The following is a 25,734-nucleotide window of genomic DNA, read 5'->3' on the forward strand; positions in this document are numbered from 1 at the left end:
AGTCGAACCGTAAAGACACTCGAGTCCGTCTACTCTCCCAGAGCGAATGAACGACGCCGAGACCACAACCGACGGAAACGATGCCTTCGCCGCCGAAGACGTCGACCCCGCAGACGCGTTTGCCGCGCTCGGCAACTCGACACGCGTCGAGATTCTGCAGGCGTTTCGCGAGCATCACCTAGCGAATCCGGCGGCGTCGGCGGTCGCGTTCTCGACGCTCCGAAAGGCCGTCGGAATTAGGGATTCGGGCCAGTTTCGGTACCACCTCGAGCAGCTTCGGGGGACGTTCGTCGAGAAGTGCGACGACGGCTATCGGCTCACGTACGCCGGATCGAAGGTGATCAACGCGATCATCGCGGGCACCTACACCGGTCGGACGCGACTCGGCCCGGTCGCCTTCGACAGCAGCTGTAGCCGTTGCGGAACGGCTGCCCACGCGAGCTACCGAGACGGCGTTCTCGAGGTGACCTGCGAGAACGATCATCCGCTGTTTTATTGGTCGGTGCCGCCGAACGCCGCGGTCGGGACCTCGCTCGAGGAACTGGTCGAACTGGCGACGACGCTGGCCGTACAGTCCTACGAACTGGTCGCCGACGGCATCTGTTCGGAGTGTTACTCTCCCGTCGAGCCGACCATCCGAACCGTCGATAGCGAGGATGCCGGCGGATCGGTCCGGTTCTCAGCCCGGTGTCGAGCCTGCGCTGCCACCTGGGACGCGCCGGTCGGCTTCGTCTTGCTCGGCCATCCCCAGGTCGAATCGCTGTACCACCGACAGGGACGGCCAATCGGCGGCCAGTACTGGTGGGAACTCGAGGTCGTCGATCGAACCGAAATTGCGGTCCTCGAGACGGACCCGCTCCGCGTTCGGCTGTCGGTCACCATCGGCGATACGGCCGTTCGGGCGACGGTCGACGAATCGGCTCGCGTCGCCGATCTCGACTGTTCGGCGGGAACCGACGGCTCTGGCGATAATTGATAGAATCGCAATAGAAAATCGCTTCACCAAACCTTGATTCATCCGCGTGTGCATTCGAGAGTGCATGACAGTCCGTCATCCGATCAGTTCGGACGCCGAGACCGAGTCGGGACGACTGGCAGCGATCCGTCGTCGGGTTCCCGATCCGATGTACGTATTCCTGCTGGGATTCCTCTCGGTTCCCGGCTACTTGTTCGACTCACTCGCGCGACTCCAACTCTTCGCGCTGTTCTTTCTCGCCGGTCTGTGGCCGCTGGTCGTCGCCGTCGTCGGAACGGTTCTCGGACTCGGGAGCGGATCCGACGGTGCAGACGAGGAAGCGCCGACCGACTGGATCGACATGGGTGACCGGGCCACCAACGTCCGCACGCTCGTCGCGATGCTGGCCCTCCAGTTTCAGCCGATCCTCCTCGTCACGGGGATACTGCAGACGGCCGGCCACGTTCCCATCCTCGCACGCTACCGCGGGAGCCTCCCCTCGCCAACGTCGTTCGAGAGCGACGTCGACTACCGGCTCCCTTTTGAGGGGACCTGGACCGTCGTTAACGGCAGTCCGGATCGCGACTACTCCCACTCGTGGGGGATCCTCACCCAGCGATACGCCCACGACTTTGTGATCACCGACGACGACGGCCGAACGCACGAGGGGGAGCGCGGCCCGCCGGCGGCGTACCACTGCTTCGGCGAACCGATCCTCGCGCCCGCGGACGGCGTTGTTGTAAGCACTCGAGTCGATCACCGTGACTACCACCGGACCGATGGCTGGATGGATCCCCTCCAGCGGAGCATTCTGGGCAATCACGTCGTGATCGAACACGCCGACGACGAGTACAGCGTGCTGGCCCACTTAGAACGGGGAAGCGTGCAGGTCGAACCGGGCGACCGAGTCGAGCGCGGCCAGCGGATCGCCCGCTGTGGCAACTCCGGCAACTCGACGGAACCCCACCTCCACTTCCACGTGCAGGACCACCCGAACTTCTTCCTCGGGGCCGGACTGCCGGTTCGGTTCGGACCGCTCGAGACCGACCACCCGCGGACCGGGCCGGAACGCCACGACGAGACGTACGTCCACGCGGGCCAGCGCGTGCGGCACGTCGGCCGTCGGTAGCTCGTCTCCACCGACTCCCAATTCGATCGCTTCGCCTCGCGTTCCGAGCGCATCCACGTGTGACTCGAGACCACTCCGCTGGTCCCCGGCCGCCGTTCAGTAGACCCAGCCCGCAGTTCAGTTCGCTTTTAGGTGCGCGCCGTCTACGACGGGTATGAACGATATTCCGGACCGGGTTCCGACGAACTGCCCGTCCTGTTCGCCGGACCTCGAGACGGTCCACGAGGTCCTGACGGTAACGGAAGGCGGCGGGACCGTGACCGTCCGCTGTAGCGAGTGCGCTCACGTCCACAAGATCCAGCCTGAACAGGAAAGCGAAGTAACCCTCGACGTCGTCGTTTCCCAGGAGGGCGAGTCTTTCACGGCGAACGTGACGACCCCCGAAGGCGAGACCATCGAGACGGGCGACGAGTTCATTCTCGAGACCGACGAGGTGCTCTCGACGGTCCGCGTCACGAGCCTCGAACTCGATGGGCAAAAGCGCCGGGAGGAAGCCGTCGTCGACGACGTCGAGACCGTCTGGACCCGCGAGGTCGACAACGTCGCGGTCAACGTCACTGTCCACCCCCAGGACGGCTCGCGAAACGACAGTCGGTCCATCACGGTTCACGTGCCCGGCGACTACGAGTTCACTGTCGGTGAAACGGAGGAGTTCGGCGACGACGAGTTCGAAATCGACGCCTTCGTCGTCCGCAAGGATTCCTCGGGCTACCACCGAGATCGGTACGAAGAGCGCGGCGACACGATCCTCGCGAAGGACGCGAAACGGGTCTACGCCTACGACGAACAGACCAGCGCCTGGTCCGCCTGGTAGCGCTATCGGTCTCGAGTGCGGTAGACTCCGTCGGCTCCCGGTCGCTGCCCGGCACTCGCCACGAACACCCTCTTGCTCGCGAGACACGAACACGCAGTATCCGTGTCCGACAGCGACGAGGCCGCTCGCGAGCGCATGGTTCGGACCGTCGCCTCGCGTGTCGACGACGAGCGCGTCCTCGAGGCACTCGAGTCGGTCCCTCGACACGCTTTCGTCCCGCCGAATCGCCGGGATAGTGCCTACGAGGACCGACCGCTGCCGATCGGCGACGGGCAGACGATCAGCGCGCCCCACATGGTCGCAATCATGGCCGATACGCTCGATCTCGAACCGGGAACGACGGTTCTCGAGATCGGGACCGGCTGTGGTTACCACGCCGCGGTGACGGCCGAAATCGTCGGCGCGGAACACGTCTATAGCGTCGAGTACGGCGATGAATTGGCCGAACAAGCCCGCAAGAAACTCGCACGAATCGGCTACGGAGACGTCTCGATCCGTATTGGCGACGGTCGCGAGGGGTGGCCCGAGCTCGCGCCGTTCGACGTCGCGTATTTCACCTGTGCGACCCCGGGGTTTCCCGATCCGGTCGTCGAACAAGTACGGTCCGGCGGACAGCTTCTCGCGCCGATCGGAACTCGATTTCAGACGCTCGTCGAAGCCACGAAACGCGAGGAAGGCGGACTCGAGCGCACCGAACACGGCGGCGTTCGATTCGTCGAGATGCGCGGCGAGTAACGCCGTCTTACCCGCCGGGTCGCGCAAGCGCGCCTTTGATTACCGACCGAGCGATACTCCGAGTATGGACCCCGCGGTACTGCGAGAAGATATGGTCGACGGCCTCGAGTCCGATGCCAAGGACGTCCTCCACGACGAGACCGTCGCCGTCTCGATGCGAGACGTTCCCCGCCACGAGTTTCTCGAGGACGATCGGTCGGCCTACGCCGACCGGGAACACGAGGTGCTCGGCACTCGCGTGCTCGCACCGAGTACGGTCGCCCGACTGTTGCAACCGCTCGATCTCGAGGACGGCCACGACGTGTTGCTCGTCGGTGCGGGTGTCGGCTACACGGCCGCCATCGTGGCCGAAATCGTCGGTGAGGCGAACGTCCATGCGGTCGACATCTCCCGGCCGCTCGTCATCGAGGCCCGCCAGAATCTCGCTCGAGCGGGCTACGACGGCGTGCTCGTCGACTGCCGCGACGGGGCGAACGGGTTCCCCGAGTACGCGCCGTTCGATCGTATTCTGCTCGAGGCTGCCGCCGTCGACCCGCCGCGAGCGCTGCTCGAGCAACTGACCGACGGGGGCCGAATCGTCTTTCCATGCGGGACCCAGCGACAGCGCCTCGAGGCCGTCTCCGCCGACGACGAGCGGGCGACGTTCGCGGCCGTCACGTTCGACCCGCTGCTGGTCGAGGGCGAACAGTCGGGTGCCGTCGAACGCAACCGAATGACTCGCGAGGACCGTGAACACGCGATGCGCCGAGCCGAATCGCGTCGCGGCTGGGAGCAGGAGTGGATCGAGTGGGAGGAATCGGTCGGCACCCGGTGAGCGGACTTTCGCGTCGCGAACACCACCAGTCGACGTGATCTACCGACGCAGCAAGGAGTGCATTCACGCCAGTAGTCAGCAACAACGACGGGCTAACGGCCCGTCGACCACTGTAGGAGTTCCATCTCGACGGATCGAACGGATACAGCGGACGCTCGCTGTCCGATACCGCGCAAAAGTGGGGGTGGGGGGATTGGGGGTGGCGAGAGGTATCGCAGATCGCCAGTTATCAGTACGATCGACTGGGCGTTAACTATACTTCCTAATTAGTTAGCTATGGCTTGTCAAGGATTACTATATAATTAGTACCCCATACTGAACGCACTGGTTAAGCAGTGGATAGTCCAGTTCAGTTCGAGCGTTCTACACGGATAGATGTCGACTTTATTGGTCCTGAGCGACCGACTACACGACACGATCTCGACAATACCAATCTCTCTTGGCGTCCGTTCGAAGCTGAACGTCGTCGATGACGGATGCCTCTCGAAAGGAGTAGTTCAGGGGGAAAGTTGGGGGGGTGGGGGATTGGGGGTGGCGATAGACTATCGCAGATCGCCAACGTATCGTACGAACTGATTGAAAGTAAGTATACCTCCTAATCAGTTAGTGGGGAACGAATATCGATACTAATCACCTAGATTTCCCGTCGAACGCCAGTGTGACGAGCTTTCGCTCGGCCGCTCGCAAGTGGTAATGGTACGTTGGCGGTGAGACGTCGAGGGCGTCCGCGAGCTCTTCACCGGTGCTCTCACGCGGCCACTCGAAGAACCCACTGTAGTGGGCCGCCTGTAGCGCCTCGAGCTGTTTGGCGGTGAGCCGTTCCTCGAGGTGCGTATCGAGCTGGCGCGCCGAGCGCGTGCTGGTCGTTTCGCGTCGAGCCTCGAGCTCCGTCTCCGGATACCCTTCCCTGATCGCTTCGACCAGCGATCGGGGCTCGACCTGCTGTGGCACGTCGAGGACGAGCGTCGTCGTCCCGTTTTTGGCTATCGCAGTCTGCAAGTGGACGTCGTAGGTCCGCAGGATGTCCAGGATCGGGGAGGACGTAACCGTCAGTTCGAACAGCGTCTCGTCGTCACCTTCGGAGACGATCGAGAGGGTATCTATCGACGCCCACTGATCCAGCGGCGCGAGATCCGCTGTCGTCGGGACGCTGACGAACACGACGACCTCGTCGTCCCGATAGATCACCCCCTCGATGGCGACCGTTCCGTCGATTCGCTCGGCGACGCGGTTCAAGAGCAATCGCGAGTCGTGAATCGCGAGTTCGAGCTCGAGCCGGCTATCGGTCAACATCGCGCGCGTGCGCTCGACCGATCGGATCGCGTGGCCGATCGTCTCACCGAGTTCGCCGAGCACCTCCCGCTCGCTGTCGCCGAGCGAGTCGACGCCCGCGACGTGGACGAGCAACACGCCGTACTGACGCTCGGTGTCGGCGAGCGGGACCGCGAGGATCGTCTGGTAGCCGTACGTCAGCGCCTCTTTCCGGCGTCGGTCCCAGCCGTCGGCCTCGAGGACGTTTCGGACGACCTGCACGCGCTCGGTCTCGAGGGTCTCTCTGACCACCTCGAGCTCCGGGGCTCGGTCGCCATCGTCACGGATCCGATCGATGAAGGCCGCGTCGATGCCGGCCCACGCGGTCGGCTCGGGCGGGTCGTCGTCGGCCGAGGCGACCCAGGCGAAACAGTAGCGTTCGGTGTCGGCAAGCCGATCACACACCGTCGTCTCGATCTCCGTTCGCGTCGAGGCCTGTGCGACGCTGTGGTTGATCTCCCTGACGATCTCGTTCGTGTGGTTGAGTCGTGTCAATTCCTCGTTCTGCTTGGTGAGCGTTCGATCGTGCTCCCGAAGCAACTGCTCGCGTTCCGCGCGGTCTAAGGCCGCTTCGGTGTTCGCCGCCAGAATGTGGAGCAGCTCCGTCATCGTCTCGTCGAATCCGTCGACGTCCTCGGTCCCCGCAACCAACACGCCGTGGGTTCCGAGCGGGACGATCAGCTCGCTTCGACTCAGCGTCTTGGCGTTTGCACCCTCACCCGCTCGCGTCGCATCCTCGTAGTAGGTGCTCTCCCCCTCGGAAAACACGTCCCAGATGTGGCCCTCGCCCTGTTCGAACTGCATCTCCGGATCGACGAGCTCTCGCGACTCTCGGGTCGACGCCGCGTGCTCGAGGCGTCCCGCCGTCGGTTCGAACGCGTACGCCGCGGCGATGGGGACGTCGAGGATCTCCCGCGCAGTATCGACCGCCGACTGGTAGATCTCGCGTTTCGTCCCCGCTCGCATCAGATCCCGCGTCGTCTCGTGGAGCGTCGTCAACGTCCGTTCGTATCGGCGCTCGCTCTCGCGCAACTCCGTCTCGGTCCGATACTGAGCGACGGCGTTCGTGATCTGGTTCGCGAGCAGCGCGTACTGTTCCTTGCCGGACTCCTTCTGGAGGTACTGCGTCACACCCGCGGCGATCGCCTCGCTGGCGATCTCCTCCGAGCCGCGACCGGTAAAGAGGATGAACGGGAGATTCGAATCGTCTCCGCGCACGCGTTCGAGCAACTCGAGGCCGGTTAGCGCCGGCATCTCGTAGTCGCTGACGATACAGTCGATCGAGCGTTCCTCGAGGATCTCGAGTGCCTCCTGGGCGTTCGTCGCCGCTTCGGCGACGATCGCGTCGCGTTCGCGTTCGACCATTTCGCCGGCTAGATTGGCGAATCCCGGTTCGTTGTCGACGATGAGGACGGTGATCGGGTTCGTCATTGGTGAGCGTCGACGGGCGTCGCAGCCGTCATGGGGTGGAAAGATGGCGTAGATACTAAATGATTAGTGTTCTCGACGAGTACTCCAATCTCCTGTCTCCGAGTGACTGAACAGTCCTTTCCTCAGGGAATCGTTCCATCGAACTCGTATGCGTCCGCCCAGTTTATTGATGGGTGGTTGATCTCTGATTCGAATCGAAGCTCCATCTTCTGCCCGGTCGCGTCGGCGGCGTCGATCCAGTAGAATGTCTCGTTTTTCGGGTAGTAGACCAGAAATGCGTCGATTTCCCCGTGATACGTCTGTTCGTGATACGAGCCGTCCCTCGTCGTCTGTGAGTGGGTATTGAAGCGCATCGTTTCGGTCTTATTCCGCCAGCCGGTCTTGCACTGCACACGATGCAGGTCTCCCTCGTCGTCAACGACGAGGTCGTACCTGTCGTTGTCGCCGAAGGGAATCGAAACGCTGTATCCGCACTCGAGTAGTTCTGTCAGTGCTTTCGATTCCGTTTTGTCTCCGACATGTTTCGAGTTTCGCATACGACGTTTCGTCCGGTCATCGATTATAAATCGTCAGTCGCAGACTCGCGATGACGAGCACCCGCTATGCGGTGCTCGTCAGAACTGTTCGCGGAAGAAGACGCCCGGAGCGGGATTTGAACCCGGCAGAGACGATCCGGGCCTGCGGCGCTTCGCGCCGTTCCGGGCCTGGGGCTCTTTGTTTTCAAATCCCCAATCGACGTTTCGCTGACGCTGTCGCTCGCTCGTCGTTACACGCCTCGCTCACGAGTTGGCGCCAGCAGAAAGCGCCCGGAGCGGGATTTGAACCACGGTCGTTTCGCTCACTCCGTTCGCGTTACTCCCTGATTCAAATCCCCCGTCTGCGTTTCTCGAAATTCGATTGTTCGCAACACAGCAAGCTGGTTGCTCACGAGTTTGAATTTCGAGAAGCGCCCGGAGCGGGATTTGAACCCGCGTCACAACCGTGACAGGGTTGTATGATGGGCCACTACACCATCCGGGCAACCTGCATCCCTTGGTTTCCCGGTGACACTCTTAAGGGTTGTGTTCCAGCTATCCTTCAACTGTGTTATCACACGATTTTGATACCATTCCCGTTACCGTTCAGCGTCGAGTGATGCAGCGTTCTCGCGTTCTGTTGGGCCGTCGATCCCCTATCAGGGTCCATCTCTGGGAAAGAAGACAGCTCACGGATGATGAGCACACGCTATGCGGTGCTCGTCGGAACTGTTCGCGGAAGAAGACGCCCGGAGCGGGATTTGAACCACGGTCGTTTCGCTCACTCCGTTCGCTTTACTCTCTGATTCAAATCCCTCGTCTGCGTTTCTCGAAATTCGATTGTTCGCAACACAGCAAGCTGATTGCTCACGAGTTTGAATTTCGAGAAGCGCCCGGAGCGGGATTTGAACCCGCGTCACAACCGTGACAGGGTTGTATGATGGGCCACTACACCATCCGGGCTTACAACACATCGTTTCCCGGTGACGGTATTAAGACTTTCCAATCGATCACCGTGTGGTACGGTGAATCGGGCCACGGAGTCGCCTCGATCCCGCTCTTTGCTACACAGTTACATGCTCCACAAGGAATTTAACTGATACTGGGGTACTGTCGCATGTGATCGGCACCTCCGATCAGGGCTGCCCCGGTCGGATAGCTGTCGCTCCCGCTCGAGTTAGTAACCGTTAAATGCGTCCCGCCGGTATCTGCCTGTAGTATCTCGTGACAGCCGCTTCTCTCCCGATAGCCGACACGCACACCAATCCCAACACATGGTAGACGTAAGCCAACACGAACTCGTACCGGAGCACACCGTGCTCGACGAGGACGTCCTCGAGGAGGTCCTCACCGAGTACAATATCGATCGTACAGACCTGCCGAAAATCAAACGCAACGATTCCGCCCTGCCCGACGAGGCGGAGATCGGCGACGTCATCAAAATCGTTCGGGACTCACGGACAACCGACCAGGCAGTCGTATACCGACTCGTGGTGGAATAAATGGCAACAGAACTGAACAGATCCAAACGACGCGACATTTCGCGCGAATACTTCTCGAGGGAACGACTCGCCGAACACCACTACCGATCGTTCAACGCCTTCCTCGGCCGAGGGATGCAGGAGGTCGTCGACGAGAAGGCGACGATCGATACGGATATCGGTGACAAGGAAGGCGAGGAGCCCGTCCACGTCGAACTCGGCGACGTCCGGGTCGTCACGCCCCGCGTTCGAGAGGCCGACGGCTCCGAAGAACTGCTGTACCCACAGGAGGCTCGCCTCCGGAACATCACCTACTCCGCGCCCGTCTTCATGGAGATGTCGATCGTCAAGGGCGAGGAGGGCGACGAGCGCGTCGTCGACTCGACCGAGACGAAGATCGGTCGGATGCCGATCATGGTCGGCTCCGAGAAGTGTAACATCGCCGGCTTCTCCGATCAGGAACTGATCGAGATCGGCGAGGACCCGGCCGACCCCGGTGGCTACTTCATCGTCAACGGCTCCGAGCGCGTGCTGATGACGAGCGAGGACCTCGCGCCGAACAAGATCCTCGCCGAATACGACACCAAGTACGGCGACGAGATTCAGGTCGCCAAGACGTTCTCCCAGCGCCGTGGCTACCGCGCCCTCGTGCTCTGTGAACGAACCCGTGACGGCCTGCTCGAGGTTTCGTTCCCCTCGGTGTCGGGATCGATCAACTTCGTCACGCTCGTTCGAGCACTCGGCCTCGAGTCGGACGAAGAGATCGTCCACAAGGTCTCGAACGACCCCGAGGTCGTCAAGTACATGCTCGAGAACCTGGAGGAAGCCGACGTCCAGACCGAGGAGGAGGCGATCGAGACCCTCGGGAAACGCGTCGCCTCGGGTCAGGGCAAGAACTACCAGCTCAAGCGGGCCAACTACGTCATCGACCGCTACCTCCTGCCACACCTTCACGAAGAGGGTGTCGAGGAGGAAGACGTCCGGATCAACAAGGCTCACTACCTCTGTCGGATGGCCGAAGCCTGTTTCGAACTCGCGCTGGGCCGACGCGACTCCGACGACAAGGACCACTACGCGAACAAGCGCCTGAAGGTCAGCGGCGACCTGATGAAAGACCTGTTCCGGACCGCGTTGAATAAACTGGCCCGGGACGTGAAGTACCAGCTCGAGCGCGCCAACATGCGAAACCGAAATCTGTCGGTTTCGACGGTCGTGCGCTCCGACGTGCTCACCGAGCGTCTCGAGCACCCGATCGCGACGGGGAACTGGGTCGGTGGCCGCTCCGGCGTCTCCCAGCTGGTAGACCGAACGGACTTCATGGGAGTTCTTTCCCACCTGCGTCGGCTCCGCTCGCCGCTCAGTCGCTCGCAGCCGCACTTCGAGGCGCGGGACTTACACGCGACCCAGTGGGGTCGTATCTGTCCCTCCGAGACGCCGGAAGGGCCGAACTGTGGGCTGGTGAAGAACTTCGCGCAGGCGATGGAGCTCTCCCAGAACGTCGAGGACGAACAGGGACTCAAACGTGAACTTGCATCGATGGGTGTCGAGGGGATTCCGGGTCTCGAGGGCATCGAACGATCGACTGCGGACGACTAATCAACAATGAGCAGCCAAGAGCGAGAAGCGAAAGTCTACGTCAACGGGTCGCTGGTGGGGACGCACCCCGATCCGCACGAGTTAGCCGCACAGATCCGCGAAGCGCGCCGTATCGGGGACGTCAGCGAGATGGTCAACGTCTCGGTCAAAGAGCGCACTCGCGAAGTAATCGTCAACGCCGACGCCGGCCGGGCGCGACGCCCGCTCCTGGTCGTCGAAGGCGGCGAACCTCGCATCTCCAATCAGGAGATCGAGGCGCTGCAGGACGGCGACCTCGAGTTTGAGGACCTCGTCGACCACGGCTACATCGAGTTCATCGACGCCGAGGAGGAAGAGGACATCCTCGTCGCCGTCGACGAAGACGATCTGACCGAGAAACACACCCACCTCGAGATCGATCCGTCGCTGATCTTCGGGATCGGTGCGGGGATGATTCCCTATCCCGAGCACAACGCCTCTCCGCGTATTACGATGGGTGCAGGGATGGTCAAACAGTCGCTCGGTCTGCCGAGCGCGAACTACCGGATCCGACCGGACACGCGCCAGCACCTGCTGCACTACCCACAGCTGTCGATGGTGAAGACGCAGACAACCGAACAGATCGGCTTCGACGACCGGCCCGCCGCCCAGAACTTCGTCGTCGCCGTGATGAGCTACGAGGGGTTCAACATCGAGGACGCGCTGGTCATGAACAAGGCCAGCGTCGAGCGCGCACTCGCCCGCTCGCACTTCTTCCGGACCTACGAGGGCGAGGAACGCCGCTACCCCGGCGGTCAGGAAGACCGCTTCGAGATTCCCTCCCAGGACGTCCGCGGCGCACGCGGGGAGGAAGCGTACGCACACCTCGACGAGGACGGCCTCGTGAACCCCGAGACGGAGGTCGACGAGAACTCCGTCCTGCTCGGAAAGACGAGTCCGCCGCGATTCCTCGAAGAGCCCGACGACATGGGCGGCCTGAGCCCGCAGAAGCGCCGAGAGACGAGCGTCACGATGCGGTCGGGCGAGTCCGGCGTCGTCGACACCGTCACGCTCATGGAGGGCGAGGACGGCTCGAAGCTCTCGAAGGTCTCCGTGCGCGACGAGCGAATTCCCGAACTCGGAGACAAGTTCGCATCCCGACACGGACAGAAGGGGGTCGTCGGCCACCTCGCACCGCAGGAGGACATGCCGTTTACCGAGGAGGGGGTCGTTCCCGACCTCGTTCTCAACCCGCACGCGCTGCCGTCGCGGATGACCGTCGGCCACATCTTGGAGATGATCGGCGGCAAACTCGGCGCGATGGAGGGACGCCGCGTCGACGGGACGCCGTTCCTTGGCGAGGACGAGGACGAACTCCGCGGCGGTCTCGAGGACGCTGGCTTCAACTCCGCGGGCAAGGAGACGATGTACTCCGGCGTCACCGGCGAGAAGATCGAGGCCGAGATCTTCGTGGGGATCATTTTCTACCAGAAGCTCTACCACATGGTCTCGAACAAGCTGCACGCCCGCTCGCGCGGGCCGGTGCAGGTGCTCACCCGCCAGCCGACCGAGGGGCGGGCCCGCGAAGGCGGACTTCGTATCGGGGAGATGGAACGGGACGTGTTCATCGGCCACGGGGCGGCGATGACGCTGAAAGAACGACTGCTCGATGAGTCCGACCGCGAGTTCATCCACGTCTGCGGCCAGTGTGGGATGAGCGCGGTCGAGAACGTCGAACAACGGCGTGTCTACTGCCCGAACTGCGACGAGGAGACCGATATCCACGAGATCGAGATGAGCTACGCGTTCAAGCTCCTCCTGGACGAGATGAAGGCGCTGGGTATCGCGCCGCGACTCGAACTGGCAGACGCCGTCTAAGCAACCACCATGCAACACAGTACACCAAAAGACATTGGATCGATCAACTTCGGGCTCATGGAGCCCGAGGAGTATCGGGAGATGAGCGCGACGAAGATCATCACCGCCGACACGTACGACGACGACGGCTTCCCCATCGACATGGGGCTGATGGATCCACGGCTTGGCGTTATCGACCCCGGACTCGAGTGCAAGACCTGCGGGAAGCACTCGGGATCCTGTAACGGCCACTTCGGCCACATCGAACTGGCCGCCCCCGTCATCCACGTCGGCTTTACGAAGCTCATTCGGCGACTCCTGCGCGGTACCTGCCGTGAGTGTTCGCGACTCCTCCTGACGGAGGACGAGCGCGACGAGTTCCGCGACGACATCACGGAATCCCGAAAGCTGGGCCGGGACCTCAACGACGTGACCAAGGCGGCGATCCGGCAAGCCCGAAAGAAGGATCGCTGCCCGTTCTGCGGCGAGATTCAGTACGACATCGACCACGAGAAGCCGACCACCTACTACGAGGTCCAGCAGGTCCTCACCAGCGAGTACTCCCAGCGCATCGCGGCCGCGATGCAGGGCGACGAGGAAGAAGGCATCGAGCGAACCTCGCCGGACGAACTCGCCGAACAGACGGAGATCGAACTCTCCCGGGTCAACGAGATCCTCTCGGGTTCGTTCCGCCCGCGAGAGAGCCAGCGCAAGGCCATCGAGAAGGCCCTGGATATCGATCTCACCGAGGAGGACACGAACAAGCTGATGCCGAGTGACATTCGGGACTGGTTCGAGAACATCCCGGACGAAGACATCGAGGTGCTCGGAATCGACTCCGACCGCTCCCGGCCGGAGTGGATGATCCTGACCGTGCTCCCGGTGCCGCCGGTCACCGCACGACCGTCGATCACCCTCGACAACGGCCAGCGCTCCGAGGACGACCTCACGCACAAGCTGGTCGACATCATTCGAATCAACCAGCGGTTCATGGAGAATCGTGAGGCGGGTGCGCCTCAGCTGATTATCGAGGACCTCTGGGAGCTGCTGCAGTATCACGTCACCACGTTCATGGACAACGAAATTTCGGGGACGCCGCCGGCCCGCCACCGCTCGGGACGGCCGCTCAAGACCCTTTCCCAGCGACTCAAGGGGAAAGAAGGACGGTTCCGTGGCTCCTTGTCCGGGAAGCGTGTAAACTTCTCCGCCCGGACCGTTATCTCGCCGGACCCGACGCTCTCGCTTAACGAGGTCGGGGTTCCGGACCGCGTCGCAAAGGAGATGACCCAGACGATGAACGTCACCGAGCGCAATCTCGAGGACGCCCGACGGTTCGTGTCCAACGGACCGGAGGGCCACCCCGGTGCGAACTACGTTCGACGACCGGACGGCCGCCGACTGAAGGTGACCGAAAAGAACTGCGAACAGCTCGCGGAGAAGGTCGAGGCCGGCTGGGAGGTCAACCGACACCTCATCGACGGCGACATCGTCATCTTCAACCGTCAGCCGTCGCTCCACCGGATGTCGATCATGGCCCACGAGGTCGTGGTCATGCCGTACAAGACGTTCCGACTCAACACCGTCGTCTGTCCGCCGTACAACGCCGACTTCGACGGCGACGAGATGAACATGCACGCCCTCCAGAACGAGGAGGCCCGCGCCGAGGCCCGCGTCCTCATGCGCGTCCAGGAGCAGATCCTCTCCCCGCGCTTCGGTGAGAACATCATCGGCGCCATCCAGGACCACATCTCGGGTACCTACCTGCTCACTCACGACAACCCGCGGTTCAACGAGACGCAGGCGCTCGACTTGCTTCGGGCCACCCGAATCGACGAACTGCCCGAGCCGAGCGGGATCGACGACGAAGGCACACCGTTCTGGACCGGACACGACGTCTTCTCCGAACTTCTGCCTGATGACCTCAATCTCGAGTTCACCGGCACCGTCGGTGACCAAGTCGTCGTCGAGGACGGCCAGCTCCTCGAGGGAACCATCGCCGAGGACGAGGTCGGCGAGTTCGGCGGCGAAATCGTCGATACCATCACGAAGGTCTACGGCAACACGCGCTCGCGGATCTTCATCAACGAGGTCTCGACGCTCGCGATGCGCGCGATCATGCACTTCGGGTTCTCGATCGGGATCGACGACGAAACGATCCCGGCGGAAGCACAGGACCGCATCGACGAAACTATCACCGACGCCAACGACCGCGTCGAGGAACTCATCGAGGCCTACGAGAACGGCGAACTCGAGAGTCTCCCGGGTCGAACGATCGACGAGACGCTCGAGATGAAGATCATGCAAACGCTCTCGCGTGCGCGTGACAATGCGGGGACCATCGCGGACGAACACTTCGAGGACGACAACCCGGCCGTGGTCATGGCCAACTCCGGTGCGCGTGGTTCGATGCTCAACCTCACCCAGATGGCCGGCGCCGTCGGCCAGCAGGCAGTTCGAGGCGAGCGAATCAATCGCGGCTACGAGGACCGAACCCTCAGCCACTACGAACCGAACGACCTCTCCGCGGAGGCCCACGGCTTCGTCGAGAACTCCTACACGAGCGGGCTGACCCCGCGGGAGTTCTTCTTCCACGCGATGGGTGGCAGGGAAGGGCTGGTCGACACGGCAGTCCGGACCTCGAAGTCCGGCTACCTCCAGCGCCGACTGATCAACGCCCTCTCGGAACTCGAGAGCCAGTACGACGGCACCGTCCGGGACACCTCGGACACCATCGTCCAGTTCGAGTTCGGTGAGGACGGCACCTCGCCGGTCAAGGTATCCTCGGGCGACGAGAACGACGTCGACGTCGAGGCAATCGCGGACCGCGTGCTCGACACGGAGTTCGAGTCCGAAGCCGAGCGCGAGGAGTTCTTCGGCACGAAACGAGAGGTGACGAACCTCTCGGAACACGCCGACGAGCGACTCGCCGAGGGAGCGGAGGTGACCTCCGATGACTAACGTCCACTACGATGTCGACGACGATATCATCGCAGTCGTCGAGGACACCAATCTGCCGCGACGACTCAAAGACGAGGTCTACGAGACGCTCGAGGACCGCGGCGACGCGACCGTCGAGGACGCCGACGAACTCTCGAAGGCCGTCGAGGCCCGCTATATCGATACACGGGTCGATCCACTCGACCCCGTCGGTACCGTCAGCGCACAGTCGATCGGCGAACCCGGAACGCAGCTGACGATGAACACGTTCCACTACGCCGGTGTCGCAGAGATCGACGTGACCCAGGGGCTGCCCCGACTCATCGAACTCGTCGACGCCCGGAAGACCCCCGACACGCCGATGATGACGGTCTACCTCGAGGACGAGTACGCCACCGAACGCGAGAGAGCCCACGAGGTCGTCTGGAACCTCGAGGCGACGAAGATTCTCGCACTCGGCGACGTCTCGACGAACGTCGCGGACATGCGCGTCCAGATCTCGCTCAACAAGGATACCTTAGAAGAGCGGATGATCACGGCCGAGGAAGTCGCCGAGATCATCGAGGACAACCTCGGCGTGAGCACGGTTCAGCAGGGTACCGAGATCCAGTTCGGTCCCGAAGAACCCTCCTACCGCGACCTGCTCCAGCTGGTCGAGGAGCTCCGCGATATCACGTTCAAGGGAATCGAAGAGGTCTCTCGAGTCGTCATCCGACGCGAGGAACTCGACGAGGGCGAGCAGTTCGTCCTCTACACCGAGGGATCGGCCTTCGGCGACGCTCTCGAAATTGACGGCGTCGACGCCTCGCGAACGACGTGTAACAACCTTCACGAAATCCACCGCAACCTCGGCATCGAGGCCGCACGCGAGACGATTATCGAGGAGACGCACAACACGCTCGCCGAGCAGGGCCTGGACGACGTGAACGTCCGCCACCTGATGCTGGTCTCGGACATGATGACGAACCGCGGCGAGATCGAGTCGATCGGTCGCCACGGTATTTCGGGCTCGAAGCAGTCCGTCCTCGCCCGCGCAGCGTTCGAGGTGACGGTCAACCACCTGCTCAACGCCGCGATCCACGGCGAGATCGACGATCTCGACGGTGTCACGGAGAACGTCATCGTCGGCAAACCGATCAAGCTCGGGACTGGCGACGTCGACCTCCGGATGGGATCGACGGACTCCGGTAGCAGTCAAGCCGACTGATCGATGGGTGTTACCCTCGACGACGACGCCCGTCAGTACCTCGCCGCGTTCGAGGACGTGACGGGTGTGAACGGCCAGGACTGCCTGGTAACTGACGCGACCGACGCCGATCCCGCGGACGAACGACTCGTCCTCGTCGTCTCGAGCGGGGGGATGAGCGAGGCGATCGGTCCTGGCGGCCGGACCGTCACGAAGTACGAAGACCGCGTCGGGAAGCCGGTACGGCTCGTCGAAGACGCCGACGATCCCGAAACGTTCGTCGCGAACACGCTCGCCCCGGCGGCGGTGTACAACGTCACGATCAGCGAGAACGAGGACACCGTCGCCTACGTCGAGGTCGCCAACGACGACCGCGGCGTCGCAATCGGAACCGGTGGTCAAACGATCGAGGCTGCACGGGAACTCGCTGATCGGCATTTCGGGATCGACGACGTCCAACTGATCTAACGTTCGCTCCGCTTCTCCGTTCGGCGACCTCACGCCCGCCGAGGCACGCTACGCCATTCTCCGTCCGTAACTTGATAAGCGAAACGCGCTCAGATTCGGCGAGCGGGGTACCTCGAGCGTTCTCGAGCCGTAACGGGTCGGTTCGAAACGGGTCGCTTAAGTGCCTTCAACGGATATCGCTTCCCATGGCAAACGGCAAGTACGCCGCGCGCAAGCTCAAGAAGGACCGCCAGAATCAGCGGTGGTCCGACTCTGACTACGCGCGCCGCGCCCGTGGACTTCGCGAGAAGTCCGACCCGCTCGAGGGCGCTCCACAGGCTCGAGGTATCGTACTCGAAAAAGTCGGCATCGAAGCAAAACAGCCCAACTCGGCGATCCGAAAGTGTGTCCGAGTTCAGCTGATCAAAAACGGCAAGCAGGTCACCGCGTTCTGTCCCGGTGACGGTGCCATCTCGTTCATCGACGAACACGACGAAGTCACCATCGCCGGTATCGGTGGGGCGAAGGGTCGTGCGATGGGTGACCTCTCCGGTGTCAACTACAAGGTCGACAAGGTCAACGGTGTCGCCCTGAAGGAACTGGTCCGCGGAAACGCAGAGAAACCGGTGCGATAATCATGGCGGCAGAAGACCAACCCGACCCGGACGCCCCCGCAGGTGGCGCAGATGTCGGCGCGAAGCTGTTCGGCACGTGGGAAATCGACGAGATCGCGTACAACGATCCGTCCACCGAGCGCTACATCACGGTGACGCCAGTCGCACACACCGCCGGCCGTCACGCCGGCAAGCAGTTCAAAAAGTCCCAGATCTCGATCGTCGAACGGTTCATCAACCGCCTCATGCAGACCGAGGAGAACACGGGTAAGAAACAGCAGTCGCTCAACCACGTCCGTGACGCGTTCGAACTCATCCACGAGCGCACCGAGGAGAACCCGATTCAGGTGCTCGTGACCGCTGTCGAGAACGCAGCTCCTCGAGAGGAGACCGTCCGCCTGAAATACGGTGGAATTTCGGTCCCCAAGGCCGTCGACGTCGCACCCCAGCGTCGCGTCGACCAGGCCCTGAAGTTCCTCGCCGAAGGTGTCTACAACGAATCGTTCAAGACGCCGACGCCTGTTTCGGAGGCTATCGCACGGCAGTTGATCGGTGCGTCGAACTACGACGTCCAGACCTACGCGATCAGTCAGAAAGAAGAGAAAGAGCGCGTCGCGGCAGCTGCACGTTAATCGCCTCGGGCTTTTTGGCCCGATAACGGGTGTCTGCAAGTTATAATGCTCTTCCTATAGCTGCGCCAACTGTTATATCTCACTCACTGTTATCTCGTCGCTCCAGCGCAACTCGCCATCCAGGAGAACTGGCATCGTTTCTATTTCAAGGAACTGAACGAGTTCTGGTTTTGTTACCGAAATTGGTCCGGCTATTTTCGGGGCCAAATTATACCATTCAACAGACTCGAGGTATGGAGACGATAGGCTTCCAATACTCCTATACCCGGCGAGATATCCGCTTATTTTGATTTCAATCCCATTTGTTGTGTTTATAATACAGATATTTGGCAGACCATTTTCGCGCTGTGATACTGTTGCTTGGCCCTCTCCGACAATATGATATTGTTTTCCAACTTTGTTTTCCTTCCGCACAATATCAATTGCTCCATAGAAAGAGTAACCAATGTTCAATAGACGTGCGATTGTACTTCCAATTTCGACAGCATCTTTATTTTGTACATCCCTATAAGTAACGATTCCGCTAACGCTTCCTGCTTCTATTAGATGCAATCCTTGATGATGAGACTGACATGCATTAAGGAAAAATGATTTTGCACCGACAGACCGTAACGACTCTGCGTTAAGCTGACCGTCTGAACAACGGAAACCTTGCTTATCTATGTGTCCTATGTAATGTATAAAATCGCTTTCTCTCTGTAGAACCTCTTTGAACTCCTTTGTAGAGAGTTCATGATGAATTGTAACATCAAATGGGAATTCGTCCCGACGCTTATAAACGCTATTAACAGACACAAATTCTTCACTCATAGCTGGATCATTACAAATAACCTCTATCTCTATCGGACCTATCTCTGGATCTCTATTAATGTTATTTTCGTACGATTGAATTGATGTTTCTCCCTTTATTTTAGAAGTTTTATTGCGTTCCCATGATTGTTCAATCGTTGGTGATGCTAATTCATTAGCTACCGCAAACCTTGACTGATTGGTTTCGTCTTTCACTTTAACGATTGCAAGATCATTAGCTATGAATGGAAGAAATGGGATGTTTTCGGGAATCGGTTCAATTTGTACCTTGAGTCGCCATTCTGGGAGAAAGGGCTTTACGGTAGAGAACGGAACTTTGAGGTAGGTATTGAGTTGTTCAGAGAGAGATTCCCCATACATACATTTAGAATTAAATCCTATGCTTTCCTCTACTTTCTTTCGCTCACGTAGGGGTATCTCTGTCACCCCTTCGGTTCGAACAATACAGTCGAAGAAATGGATTTTCTTCAGCGTTCTTTCAACTGTTTTTTCAAATCCTTCTGGCCCATTTAGTGAATATGTGCGTCCATCATCTGTCAGGATCTTTGGTTTGGCGCTAGGGACCATCTCAGCACCGAGATAGTAAGCTAATGGTGTTACTGTAAAGATTTGTGAAAGAGTTGGAACAACTCCGAGTGTCACGCCTGTTTTAGGCCGATCAACATTCTCAGGGACCATAAGTTCATTTCCCAACTTAAGCGTGGGTGGATGTCCGCGCATTGTTGGGAAGGACCGTTCGGCAGATTTAGTTTTCAGTGCCGAACTGAACTTAGATACTGCTTGCATTACGTCAGTTGGTGATTTTGTCGTAGTAATCGTCCCTGCTGGTTGTCTATGGTATGAACGGGCACCAACAGTTACACTTGTTAGATCATCTAGTTGAATATATGTCTGATTCCTGTCAGAGTATATTTCCACACCACCTTCGAATAAAGCATATACTTTTATCTGCCCAGATATATCTAAAATATATTCTCCTTGGCTAAAGGACGTGTGTTCACTTGGCTGAATCTCGCTTATCATTTGATTTTTATCAAGTACGTAGACCGTATTGATTACTGGTAGCGAGATATGGTCAGTTGTTATTTTGACTGCAGTATCGACTGGATACGGAACTCGATCACGGTCAACCGGTTGTGGTTCAATCGGTTCGTGTACTGTAAACTGATAGCGGTGTCGTTCGATTGGATCAATAATCTCCAACCTTTTTCCGGAGGATCTAAATTGTGGTTTCATCGATTCTTGGCGGAGGGCTATCGCGTACCCTCATTGAATTTGTATATTAAAATGAATCTAATAAAAATATATGTTGCGGCCATCTTTCGTGGCTCGACAGATATTGGACCACAGCTATCTCTGAAAATTGTTTGATGGATCTGCTTTTTCTCGGCTACATTTAATAGTATCTGCCCGAGTATATTGGTAGGAACTGTGTTGCTGAAATCCACATCCCAGTTGCTGGTGGTTCATCCTTCTTTATCTCTACCAGACATGGAAATAGATCAATCTCGGGTTGCTGCACAGATCAATAGAGCGGATTTCAATCGGTCGATCCTCGAGCAAATCGATGAGCGCTATGATCTGCTTGTGTTGGATTGGGGACTAGAGAGGCCAGACGCTCGTGGTATTCTTGATGCATTTCGACAGAACGCTCCAGAGACACAAATCCTTGTAATTGCAGGAGATACCCCTCCAGATGATCCAGTTGATCGCGGTGCTGATGAGCTTCTTATTGGTCCGTTTTCAGATGAGGCGTTACACTCAACGATTGAGCGGTTGCTTCTGCAAAAGGAATACGAGGCGGTGATAGACGAATTTTTTAGGTTATCGACCGAGCGTGCATTGCTCGAAAGTGAGCTACAATCCGGTCTCGATGTCGCCAACCAGTACCAGTCCGTTGTCTCTGAACTCTACGACTATCGCGAACGAGCAACTTCGATTCGAGACGAAATTTCAAGCGACGAGTTCAATCAGGCGCTTCGCCAATTGTTGGACGAATAGTTGGCTCTAAGTCAATTTTCCAGACTCCATTGGTTTACTTTATAGCCGGTTATAAATATGCTGCCTTTTCACGCAGTTGGATCATACAATAACACTACTATTTATTTATATGATTTATTAAAATAAATTTATATCTCGCTGTGGCAACGTCTAAGATGTACCAATGGAAGACCTAACCCAGTACCTAAAGAACCACCCACGAAAGATCGGCGTCCTGTTCACGATTATGCTGGCACTGTCCCAGGCTGGCAGTGTTGCAGCAGGCGGATATTACGGTGGGTTGTAGAGTTCGCTGAGCGTAACTTCGTTACTCCAGTAAACCGTTCCATCACAAAAGACTGGAAGTTCTTCTAGTTCAAAAAATTCGGTAAGCTGTGGCTTTGTTACTTGTATCTGTTCAGTTTTGCCTGGAAGTACGTGATATAAGCTAATTGGCTCTAGATACGGTTTGAAGAGACCACCTTTTCCAGTTGTGGAACTCACGTACATCGTTAACTCGACGCTGATAGCTTCGTTTGTACTGACCGTACAGAGAGTCGGTGTCCGGGTTTTCGATTGAGCGATTGTGGTTATTCCATCACCGACGATTCTATACTGTTCGCCAGTGACATTCTTTTTTCGGCTGATTTCGAGCGCTGCATAGAGTGGAAATCCTTGATTTAGCAACCGTGCAATCGTCTCGCCAATACTGATTGCACCGCTGTTTACTACGTCTCCAAACGTAACAATTCCACCAAGACTTCCGGCTTCTACCAGATGTAATCCCTGTTCGTAGGATTGGCAGGCGTTGAGCAAAAATGCTTTTGCGCCGACTGATTCTATTCTTTCTCCGTCAATTTTCCCATCAGAACACTGGTAGCCGTCGTGATCAATGTGACCGATGTAATGAAAAAAATCGTTTTCCCTCGATAAGACGTCAGTAAACTCCTCGCGGCAGAGGTCATAGTGAACTGTCACATCGAATGGAAGTTCTTTGTGGGATCCGTAGACCCCATTGACAGTCTGTAATTCTTCCCGCATATTTTGATCGTTGCAGACGACTTCGATAGCGATTGGGTCCTCTGTCGGCTTTCGGCCGATGTTGTTCTGAAATGCTGACAACGACGCGGTGCTTTTGACACTCGATGAACCCGCGTCATTCCAGAGTTGCTCGACCGTTGGAATCGAGTACTCTGTCGTAGACAGTTTTTTCGCTCCACGGACTGACCTTGTATTTCGAGTAGATGCACCTCGTACGAACCCTTCGATTGCGTTTTTTTCCGGTCGGTCGGTTACTTTCTTCCGGCTCCCCTCCTGGACGCTTACGATAGACAGCCTATCAGTTATGAACGGGAGAAATTCGATATTTTCTCCATTTGGAGTGAGGTAGGTTTTGAGTCGCCACTTTGGGAGATGTGACTCTACTGTGTCGACTGATTCAGAAAGATATGTTTCGAGTTGCTCGGCTAGCGGTTGGTCGTAGAGCGACTTGATATCGAACGTGAGGTTGGGCTCAATCGCTTCTCGTTCGGGGAGCGATAGTGGTGTCGCTCCTTCTGTCCGGAGGATACAATCAAACAGGAACACCTGCTTTAGAATCCGCTCGACCGTCTCTTCAAGTCCACCATCCTCGTCCAGTTTGTAGGTAAACCCACTGGTAGTGCAGACTTGTGGAACTGAACCAGGAACGACCTCGGCGCCGAGATAGTATGCCAACGAGGTGATAACGAAGACGTGACCAAGTGTTGGTGGGACCTCGATTCGGACACCTGTCTTCGGCCGTTCAAACTCATCAGGAATATCTAATTTGTCACCGAGTTCTATAGCAGGCGGATGGCCCCGCTGAGTCGGATAGGATCGTTCAGGTGCCGTTGATTTGAGTGCTGAACCGAAGGCCGATACCGCCTGCATTACGTCGGTCGGCTCTGTTGTCGTCGTAATCGTTCCTGCTGGTCGCCTGTGGTACGACCGTGCACCGAGGGACACTTGTGTTGAACTGTCGAACGTAATATATGTCCGGTCAGTATCCGAGTAGATCTGCATCCCACTTTCGATACACGCATACACTTTTATCGGGCCCGATAGATCAAGTGTGTACTTATCCCGAGAAAGCGTCGCTTGTTTACTTGGTCGAACTTCTGCGACCATTGCCCCATCTCCGTCACGAACATAAACCATGTCGTTCGTCGGCAACGTTATCATCTCGGCCGTAAACTTGACGGCCGAATCTACGGGATACTGAATCCGATCCGGATTCATTGATGTGATTGTCACTGATTCGTGTGTTGTAAGTCGATACCGATGCCGCTCTATCGGATCAATAATTTCAACCCCATCTTTTGTCGACTCAAATTTCGGTTTCATTGGAATAGATAGAAAATAAGCGACGATTGTGGACAACCTATCGCTAGTATCAGACGTAACGTTCGAGCAACCATAACCCTACGACTGATCGATCGAAATCCACCCAGAACTCTGATCACCATCGTTGATCGACCATCGCTCCTGAAAGTCTCCGCTTTGTTCTCGAAGTTCGACGATGATGTCGAACAGTGGTGCCAGCACGGAGACGACATCCGAGTCGCGGTCCATCGGGAGGTAGTAGTGAATCATACCGTTGGCGTCTCGAGTCCGACCGTTGGTCAGATGAACGAACTTGAAGACGCGTTCGGCACCGAACTCCTCGAGGAGCGGCACCAGCGAATTGATGCCAACGCGGAGCTCTGCGGGGGCGAAACCGTTCGCTTCGGACTCGAGTGCTTCGATAGCGCTCGAGATTTCGATGCCGAGGTCGGCAAGGGTGGTCGTGGTCGGCGACGACTCAAGCGATGGGGAGTCAGTCTCCGCCGTATCTTCTCCGGTGTCGCGTGCGGCGGTGCTGCGGGCCTGTGTGGCGTAGCTAACGAATCTGAGCGTATCCGACGTGTTGATGTCTGCGTCGACCATGTGTGAGACGTCGTGTAAATCGCCGGTGGTCGAAACCAAGACGCGTCGACGTGGCTGGACGGTCGCCTGTCCCAGTAGCCGTCGACAGACGTCTCGTCGCTGATCCGTTCGAACGGAACCGACGACGAGAACGCTTGCCCCCTCACGTTTCAGTCGGGATAGCGTTTCGGTGAACTGCTCGCCGTCCGACCCGCTCCCCCAGTCCTTGCGCGAAAACATCAATATATGTTACGCCATTCGTCGAATCATACATTAAATGTTCGGGTTGAAGCGAAGCCGCATACTTGAGCCTTATGGCCGCTACGTTCGATACACCGTTTTGAACACATCTCCGTGTACAACTTCGCGATGTCCGTTCGACAAAGGACCGATCCGTCTCAGTTCGCGCGATTCTCGCAGTTCGGATCGACAGGTGTGGATTACTCGTCGTCGCCGGTATCGCTTCCACCGTTGTCACCGTTCTCGCCGATCTCGTCGTCACCGCCTTCGTCGTCCGAGATGACGTTGGTGCCGTCTGCGGCGGCCTCGAGGACGTGCGCCCCAGTGTCGTCTGCTCGACGGACTACAGGAACTCGTACTCGTCGATCGGGAGTTCGCGTTCGTCGATCACCTGTGAGTCGTCCTTGAGCGCGTACGAATGGACTCGGAACGGTCGCATTCGGATATCTCGCTTCTCTCGGCGAAAGTAAGAGCGCCGAATCAGTTCGGTGACAGCCAGCGACGGTCAGTCCGCCGCGGGCGCCTCATGCCCGTCTCCACCGACGTACGCGCGGGTCGCGTCGACGAGCACCTGGCGATAGGTACTCGAGTCGGGATCGCGAGCGAGTTCACGAAAGCGGTGTTTGAACCCCTCGAAGTCCACCTGCGGAGCGTCCATTGCGGCCGCGTACGCGAGGTCGTACAGTCGGTGATCGTCCTCGACGAGGTCGTGGCGCTCGGCAAGCGCGAGCGCGAACGCGGCGTTGACCGCCGTGATATCCGGGTCGGCACTCGCCGAGAGACGCTCGAGTCCGGGTCGGGACGGCGTCTCGGGGCGGTCGGCGATCGCCATCGCGAGACTCGACTCGAGGAACGAGAGCAGTTTCTCGCCGGGGCCGACGGCGAGCGTGATGTCGTCGGCGTAGATGTCTTTCATGTGATTGGCGATCTGGTAGCAGTGGGCCAGTTTGCGCCGTTCGACGCTCTTTCCGGCGAGCGCGAGGTAGAGCACCTCCTCCGTCGACTGCGTGTGTGAGGGGTGTTCCTGTTCGTGTCGGGCCATGTGGGCGAACTCGTGGAGGGCCAGTTCGCGAGCCATGGCGCTCGAGGCGGCCTGTCTCGAGATGTTCAGGACGTGGCGGTCGTCGTGGTGACCGGCCCAGGTCCGTTCGTCGGGATCGTCCCGGAGCTGGACGTGAACCGGCAACGAGAGATCGTGTTCGGTCTCGAATAGGTCTCGAGCACCGAGGAACGGAGAGGTGGGACCGGAATCCTGCACGCGGAGATCCATGTGTGTAAGTACCACGTTCCGGCGGCCTATGTCTCTTGCGCCCGGTTTCGATGACCGAAGGTTGCCGTTGCGTGTCACGACCGACGGCCATCAATGA

General features: G+C 58.8%; 21 protein-coding genes and 2 tRNA genes. 15 read left to right on the forward strand and 8 right to left on the reverse strand.

Going from position 1 to position 25,734, the window contains the following annotated elements; genetic code table 11:
- Nucleotides 1-46 precede the first annotated feature (46 nt).
- From ACSFC5_RS19105 to ACSFC5_RS19125, 5 genes are all read left to right on the forward strand, one after another.
- Nucleotides 47-976, forward strand: coding sequence for a DUF7351 domain-containing protein (locus ACSFC5_RS19105; protein ID WP_440766816.1), 930 nt, complete (start codon nt 47-49; stop codon nt 974-976).
- Between the two features lie 64 nt (nt 977-1,040).
- On the forward strand, nt 1,041-2,084 hold the full coding sequence (locus ACSFC5_RS19110; RefSeq protein ID WP_440766817.1) for a M23 family metallopeptidase: 1,044 nt from the start codon (nt 1,041-1,043) through the stop codon (nt 2,082-2,084).
- 154 nt (nt 2,085-2,238) lie between these two features.
- Nucleotides 2,239-2,898 (forward strand): HVO_0476 family zinc finger protein, encoded by a 660-nt coding sequence (locus tag ACSFC5_RS19115; RefSeq protein WP_006087684.1) that lies wholly within the window; start codon nt 2,239-2,241, stop codon nt 2,896-2,898.
- 102 nt (nt 2,899-3,000) lie between these two features.
- Nucleotides 3,001-3,633 (forward strand): protein-L-isoaspartate(D-aspartate) O-methyltransferase, encoded by a 633-nt coding sequence (locus ACSFC5_RS19120; RefSeq protein ID WP_440766818.1) that lies wholly within the window; start codon nt 3,001-3,003, stop codon nt 3,631-3,633.
- A gap of 64 nt (nt 3,634-3,697) precedes the next feature.
- On the forward strand, nt 3,698-4,447 hold the full coding sequence (locus tag ACSFC5_RS19125; RefSeq protein ID WP_440766819.1) for a protein-L-isoaspartate O-methyltransferase family protein: 750 nt from the start codon (nt 3,698-3,700) through the stop codon (nt 4,445-4,447).
- Nucleotides 4,448-5,077: 630 nt separating this feature from the next.
- Here the strand turns inward: ACSFC5_RS19125 and ACSFC5_RS19130 are convergent.
- From ACSFC5_RS19130 to ACSFC5_RS19145, 4 genes are all read right to left on the reverse strand, one after another.
- Nucleotides 5,078-7,189 carry a bacterio-opsin activator domain-containing protein gene (locus tag ACSFC5_RS19130; protein ID WP_440766820.1) on the reverse strand — a complete coding sequence of 704 codons (2,112 nt, stop codon included), beginning with the start codon at nt 7,187-7,189 and terminating at the stop codon, nt 5,078-5,080.
- Nucleotides 7,190-7,311: 122 nt separating this feature from the next.
- Nucleotides 7,312-7,725, reverse strand: a complete 414-nt coding sequence (locus ACSFC5_RS19135; protein ID WP_440766821.1) for a group I intron-associated PD-(D/E)XK endonuclease — start codon at nt 7,723-7,725, stop codon at nt 7,312-7,314.
- A 411-nt stretch (nt 7,726-8,136) separates the two neighbouring features.
- Nucleotides 8,137-8,209: transfer RNA gene (locus ACSFC5_RS19140), tRNA-Asp, on the reverse strand.
- 385 nt (nt 8,210-8,594) lie between these two features.
- Nucleotides 8,595-8,667, reverse strand: a tRNA-Asp gene (locus ACSFC5_RS19145).
- A 311-nt stretch (nt 8,668-8,978) separates the two neighbouring features.
- On the opposite strand from ACSFC5_RS19145, the gene ACSFC5_RS19150 reads away from it, so the two are divergent.
- The 8 genes from ACSFC5_RS19150 (at nt 8,979) to ACSFC5_RS19185 (ending at nt 18,412) form a co-directional block, all read left to right on the forward strand.
- Complete coding sequence (locus ACSFC5_RS19150; RefSeq protein ID WP_440766822.1) at nt 8,979-9,206, forward strand: DNA-directed RNA polymerase subunit H; 228 nt, start codon at nt 8,979-8,981, stop codon at nt 9,204-9,206.
- Entirely contained in the window at nt 9,207-10,781 is a 1,575-nt protein-coding gene (locus tag ACSFC5_RS19155) for a DNA-directed RNA polymerase subunit B'' (protein ID WP_090308556.1), read from the forward strand.
- A gap of 6 nt (nt 10,782-10,787) precedes the next feature.
- Nucleotides 10,788-12,617 carry a DNA-directed RNA polymerase subunit B gene (rpoB, locus tag ACSFC5_RS19160; protein ID WP_440766823.1) on the forward strand — a complete coding sequence of 610 codons (1,830 nt, stop codon included), beginning with the start codon at nt 10,788-10,790 and terminating at the stop codon, nt 12,615-12,617.
- Between the two features lie 9 nt (nt 12,618-12,626).
- A complete protein-coding gene (locus ACSFC5_RS19165) occupies nt 12,627-15,554 on the forward strand; it encodes a DNA-directed RNA polymerase subunit A' (RefSeq protein ID WP_440766824.1) in 2,928 nt (975 codons plus the stop codon).
- On the forward strand, nt 15,547-16,740 hold the full coding sequence (rpoA2, locus tag ACSFC5_RS19170; RefSeq protein WP_440766825.1) for a DNA-directed RNA polymerase subunit A'': 1,194 nt from the start codon (nt 15,547-15,549) through the stop codon (nt 16,738-16,740). The genes ACSFC5_RS19165 and rpoA2 overlap by 8 nt, the downstream gene beginning before the upstream one ends.
- 3 nt (nt 16,741-16,743) lie before the next feature.
- The gene (locus ACSFC5_RS19175) at nt 16,744-17,187 is read left to right on the forward strand and encodes a NusA-like transcription termination signal-binding factor (protein WP_440766826.1); all 444 of its coding nucleotides are present in this window, start codon (nt 16,744-16,746) and stop codon (nt 17,185-17,187) included.
- Nucleotides 17,188-17,372: 185 nt separating this feature from the next.
- Complete coding sequence (locus ACSFC5_RS19180) at nt 17,373-17,801, forward strand: 30S ribosomal protein S12 (RefSeq protein WP_004267302.1); 429 nt, start codon at nt 17,373-17,375, stop codon at nt 17,799-17,801.
- 2 nt (nt 17,802-17,803) lie between these two features.
- Complete coding sequence (locus tag ACSFC5_RS19185; protein WP_440766827.1) at nt 17,804-18,412, forward strand: 30S ribosomal protein S7; 609 nt, start codon at nt 17,804-17,806, stop codon at nt 18,410-18,412.
- 72 nt (nt 18,413-18,484) lie between these two features.
- Here the strand turns inward: ACSFC5_RS19185 and ACSFC5_RS19190 are convergent, their stop codons facing one another.
- Entirely contained in the window at nt 18,485-20,458 is a 1,974-nt protein-coding gene (locus ACSFC5_RS19190) for a hypothetical protein (RefSeq protein ID WP_440766828.1), read from the reverse strand.
- Nucleotides 20,459-20,653: 195 nt separating this feature from the next.
- Between ACSFC5_RS19190 and ACSFC5_RS19195 the strand changes: the two genes are divergently transcribed.
- Nucleotides 20,654-21,223: a HalX domain-containing protein gene (locus ACSFC5_RS19195; RefSeq protein ID WP_440766829.1), complete on the forward strand. Its 570-nt coding sequence runs from the start codon at nt 20,654-20,656 to the stop codon at nt 21,221-21,223.
- 163 nt (nt 21,224-21,386) lie between these two features.
- The gene (locus tag ACSFC5_RS19200) at nt 21,387-21,509 is read left to right on the forward strand and encodes a DUF7503 family protein (protein ID WP_436346662.1); all 123 of its coding nucleotides are present in this window, start codon (nt 21,387-21,389) and stop codon (nt 21,507-21,509) included.
- Here the strand turns inward: ACSFC5_RS19200 and ACSFC5_RS19205 are convergent.
- From ACSFC5_RS19205 to ACSFC5_RS19215, 3 genes are all read right to left on the reverse strand, one after another.
- Nucleotides 21,494-23,461 (reverse strand): hypothetical protein, encoded by a 1,968-nt coding sequence (locus tag ACSFC5_RS19205; protein WP_440766830.1) that lies wholly within the window; start codon nt 23,459-23,461, stop codon nt 21,494-21,496. The genes ACSFC5_RS19200 and ACSFC5_RS19205 overlap by 16 nt on opposite strands.
- A gap of 183 nt (nt 23,462-23,644) precedes the next feature.
- A complete protein-coding gene (locus tag ACSFC5_RS19210; protein WP_440766831.1) occupies nt 23,645-24,367 on the reverse strand; it encodes a DUF7504 family protein in 723 nt (240 codons plus the stop codon).
- Nucleotides 24,368-24,872: 505 nt separating this feature from the next.
- Complete coding sequence (locus tag ACSFC5_RS19215; protein WP_440766832.1) at nt 24,873-25,637, reverse strand: DUF5781 family protein; 765 nt, start codon at nt 25,635-25,637, stop codon at nt 24,873-24,875.
- Between the last annotated feature and the right edge of the window lie 97 nt (nt 25,638-25,734).

This window comes from Natronorubrum marinum (assembly GCF_052040125.1).
GTDB lineage: Archaea > Halobacteriota > Halobacteria > Halobacteriales > Natrialbaceae > Natronorubrum.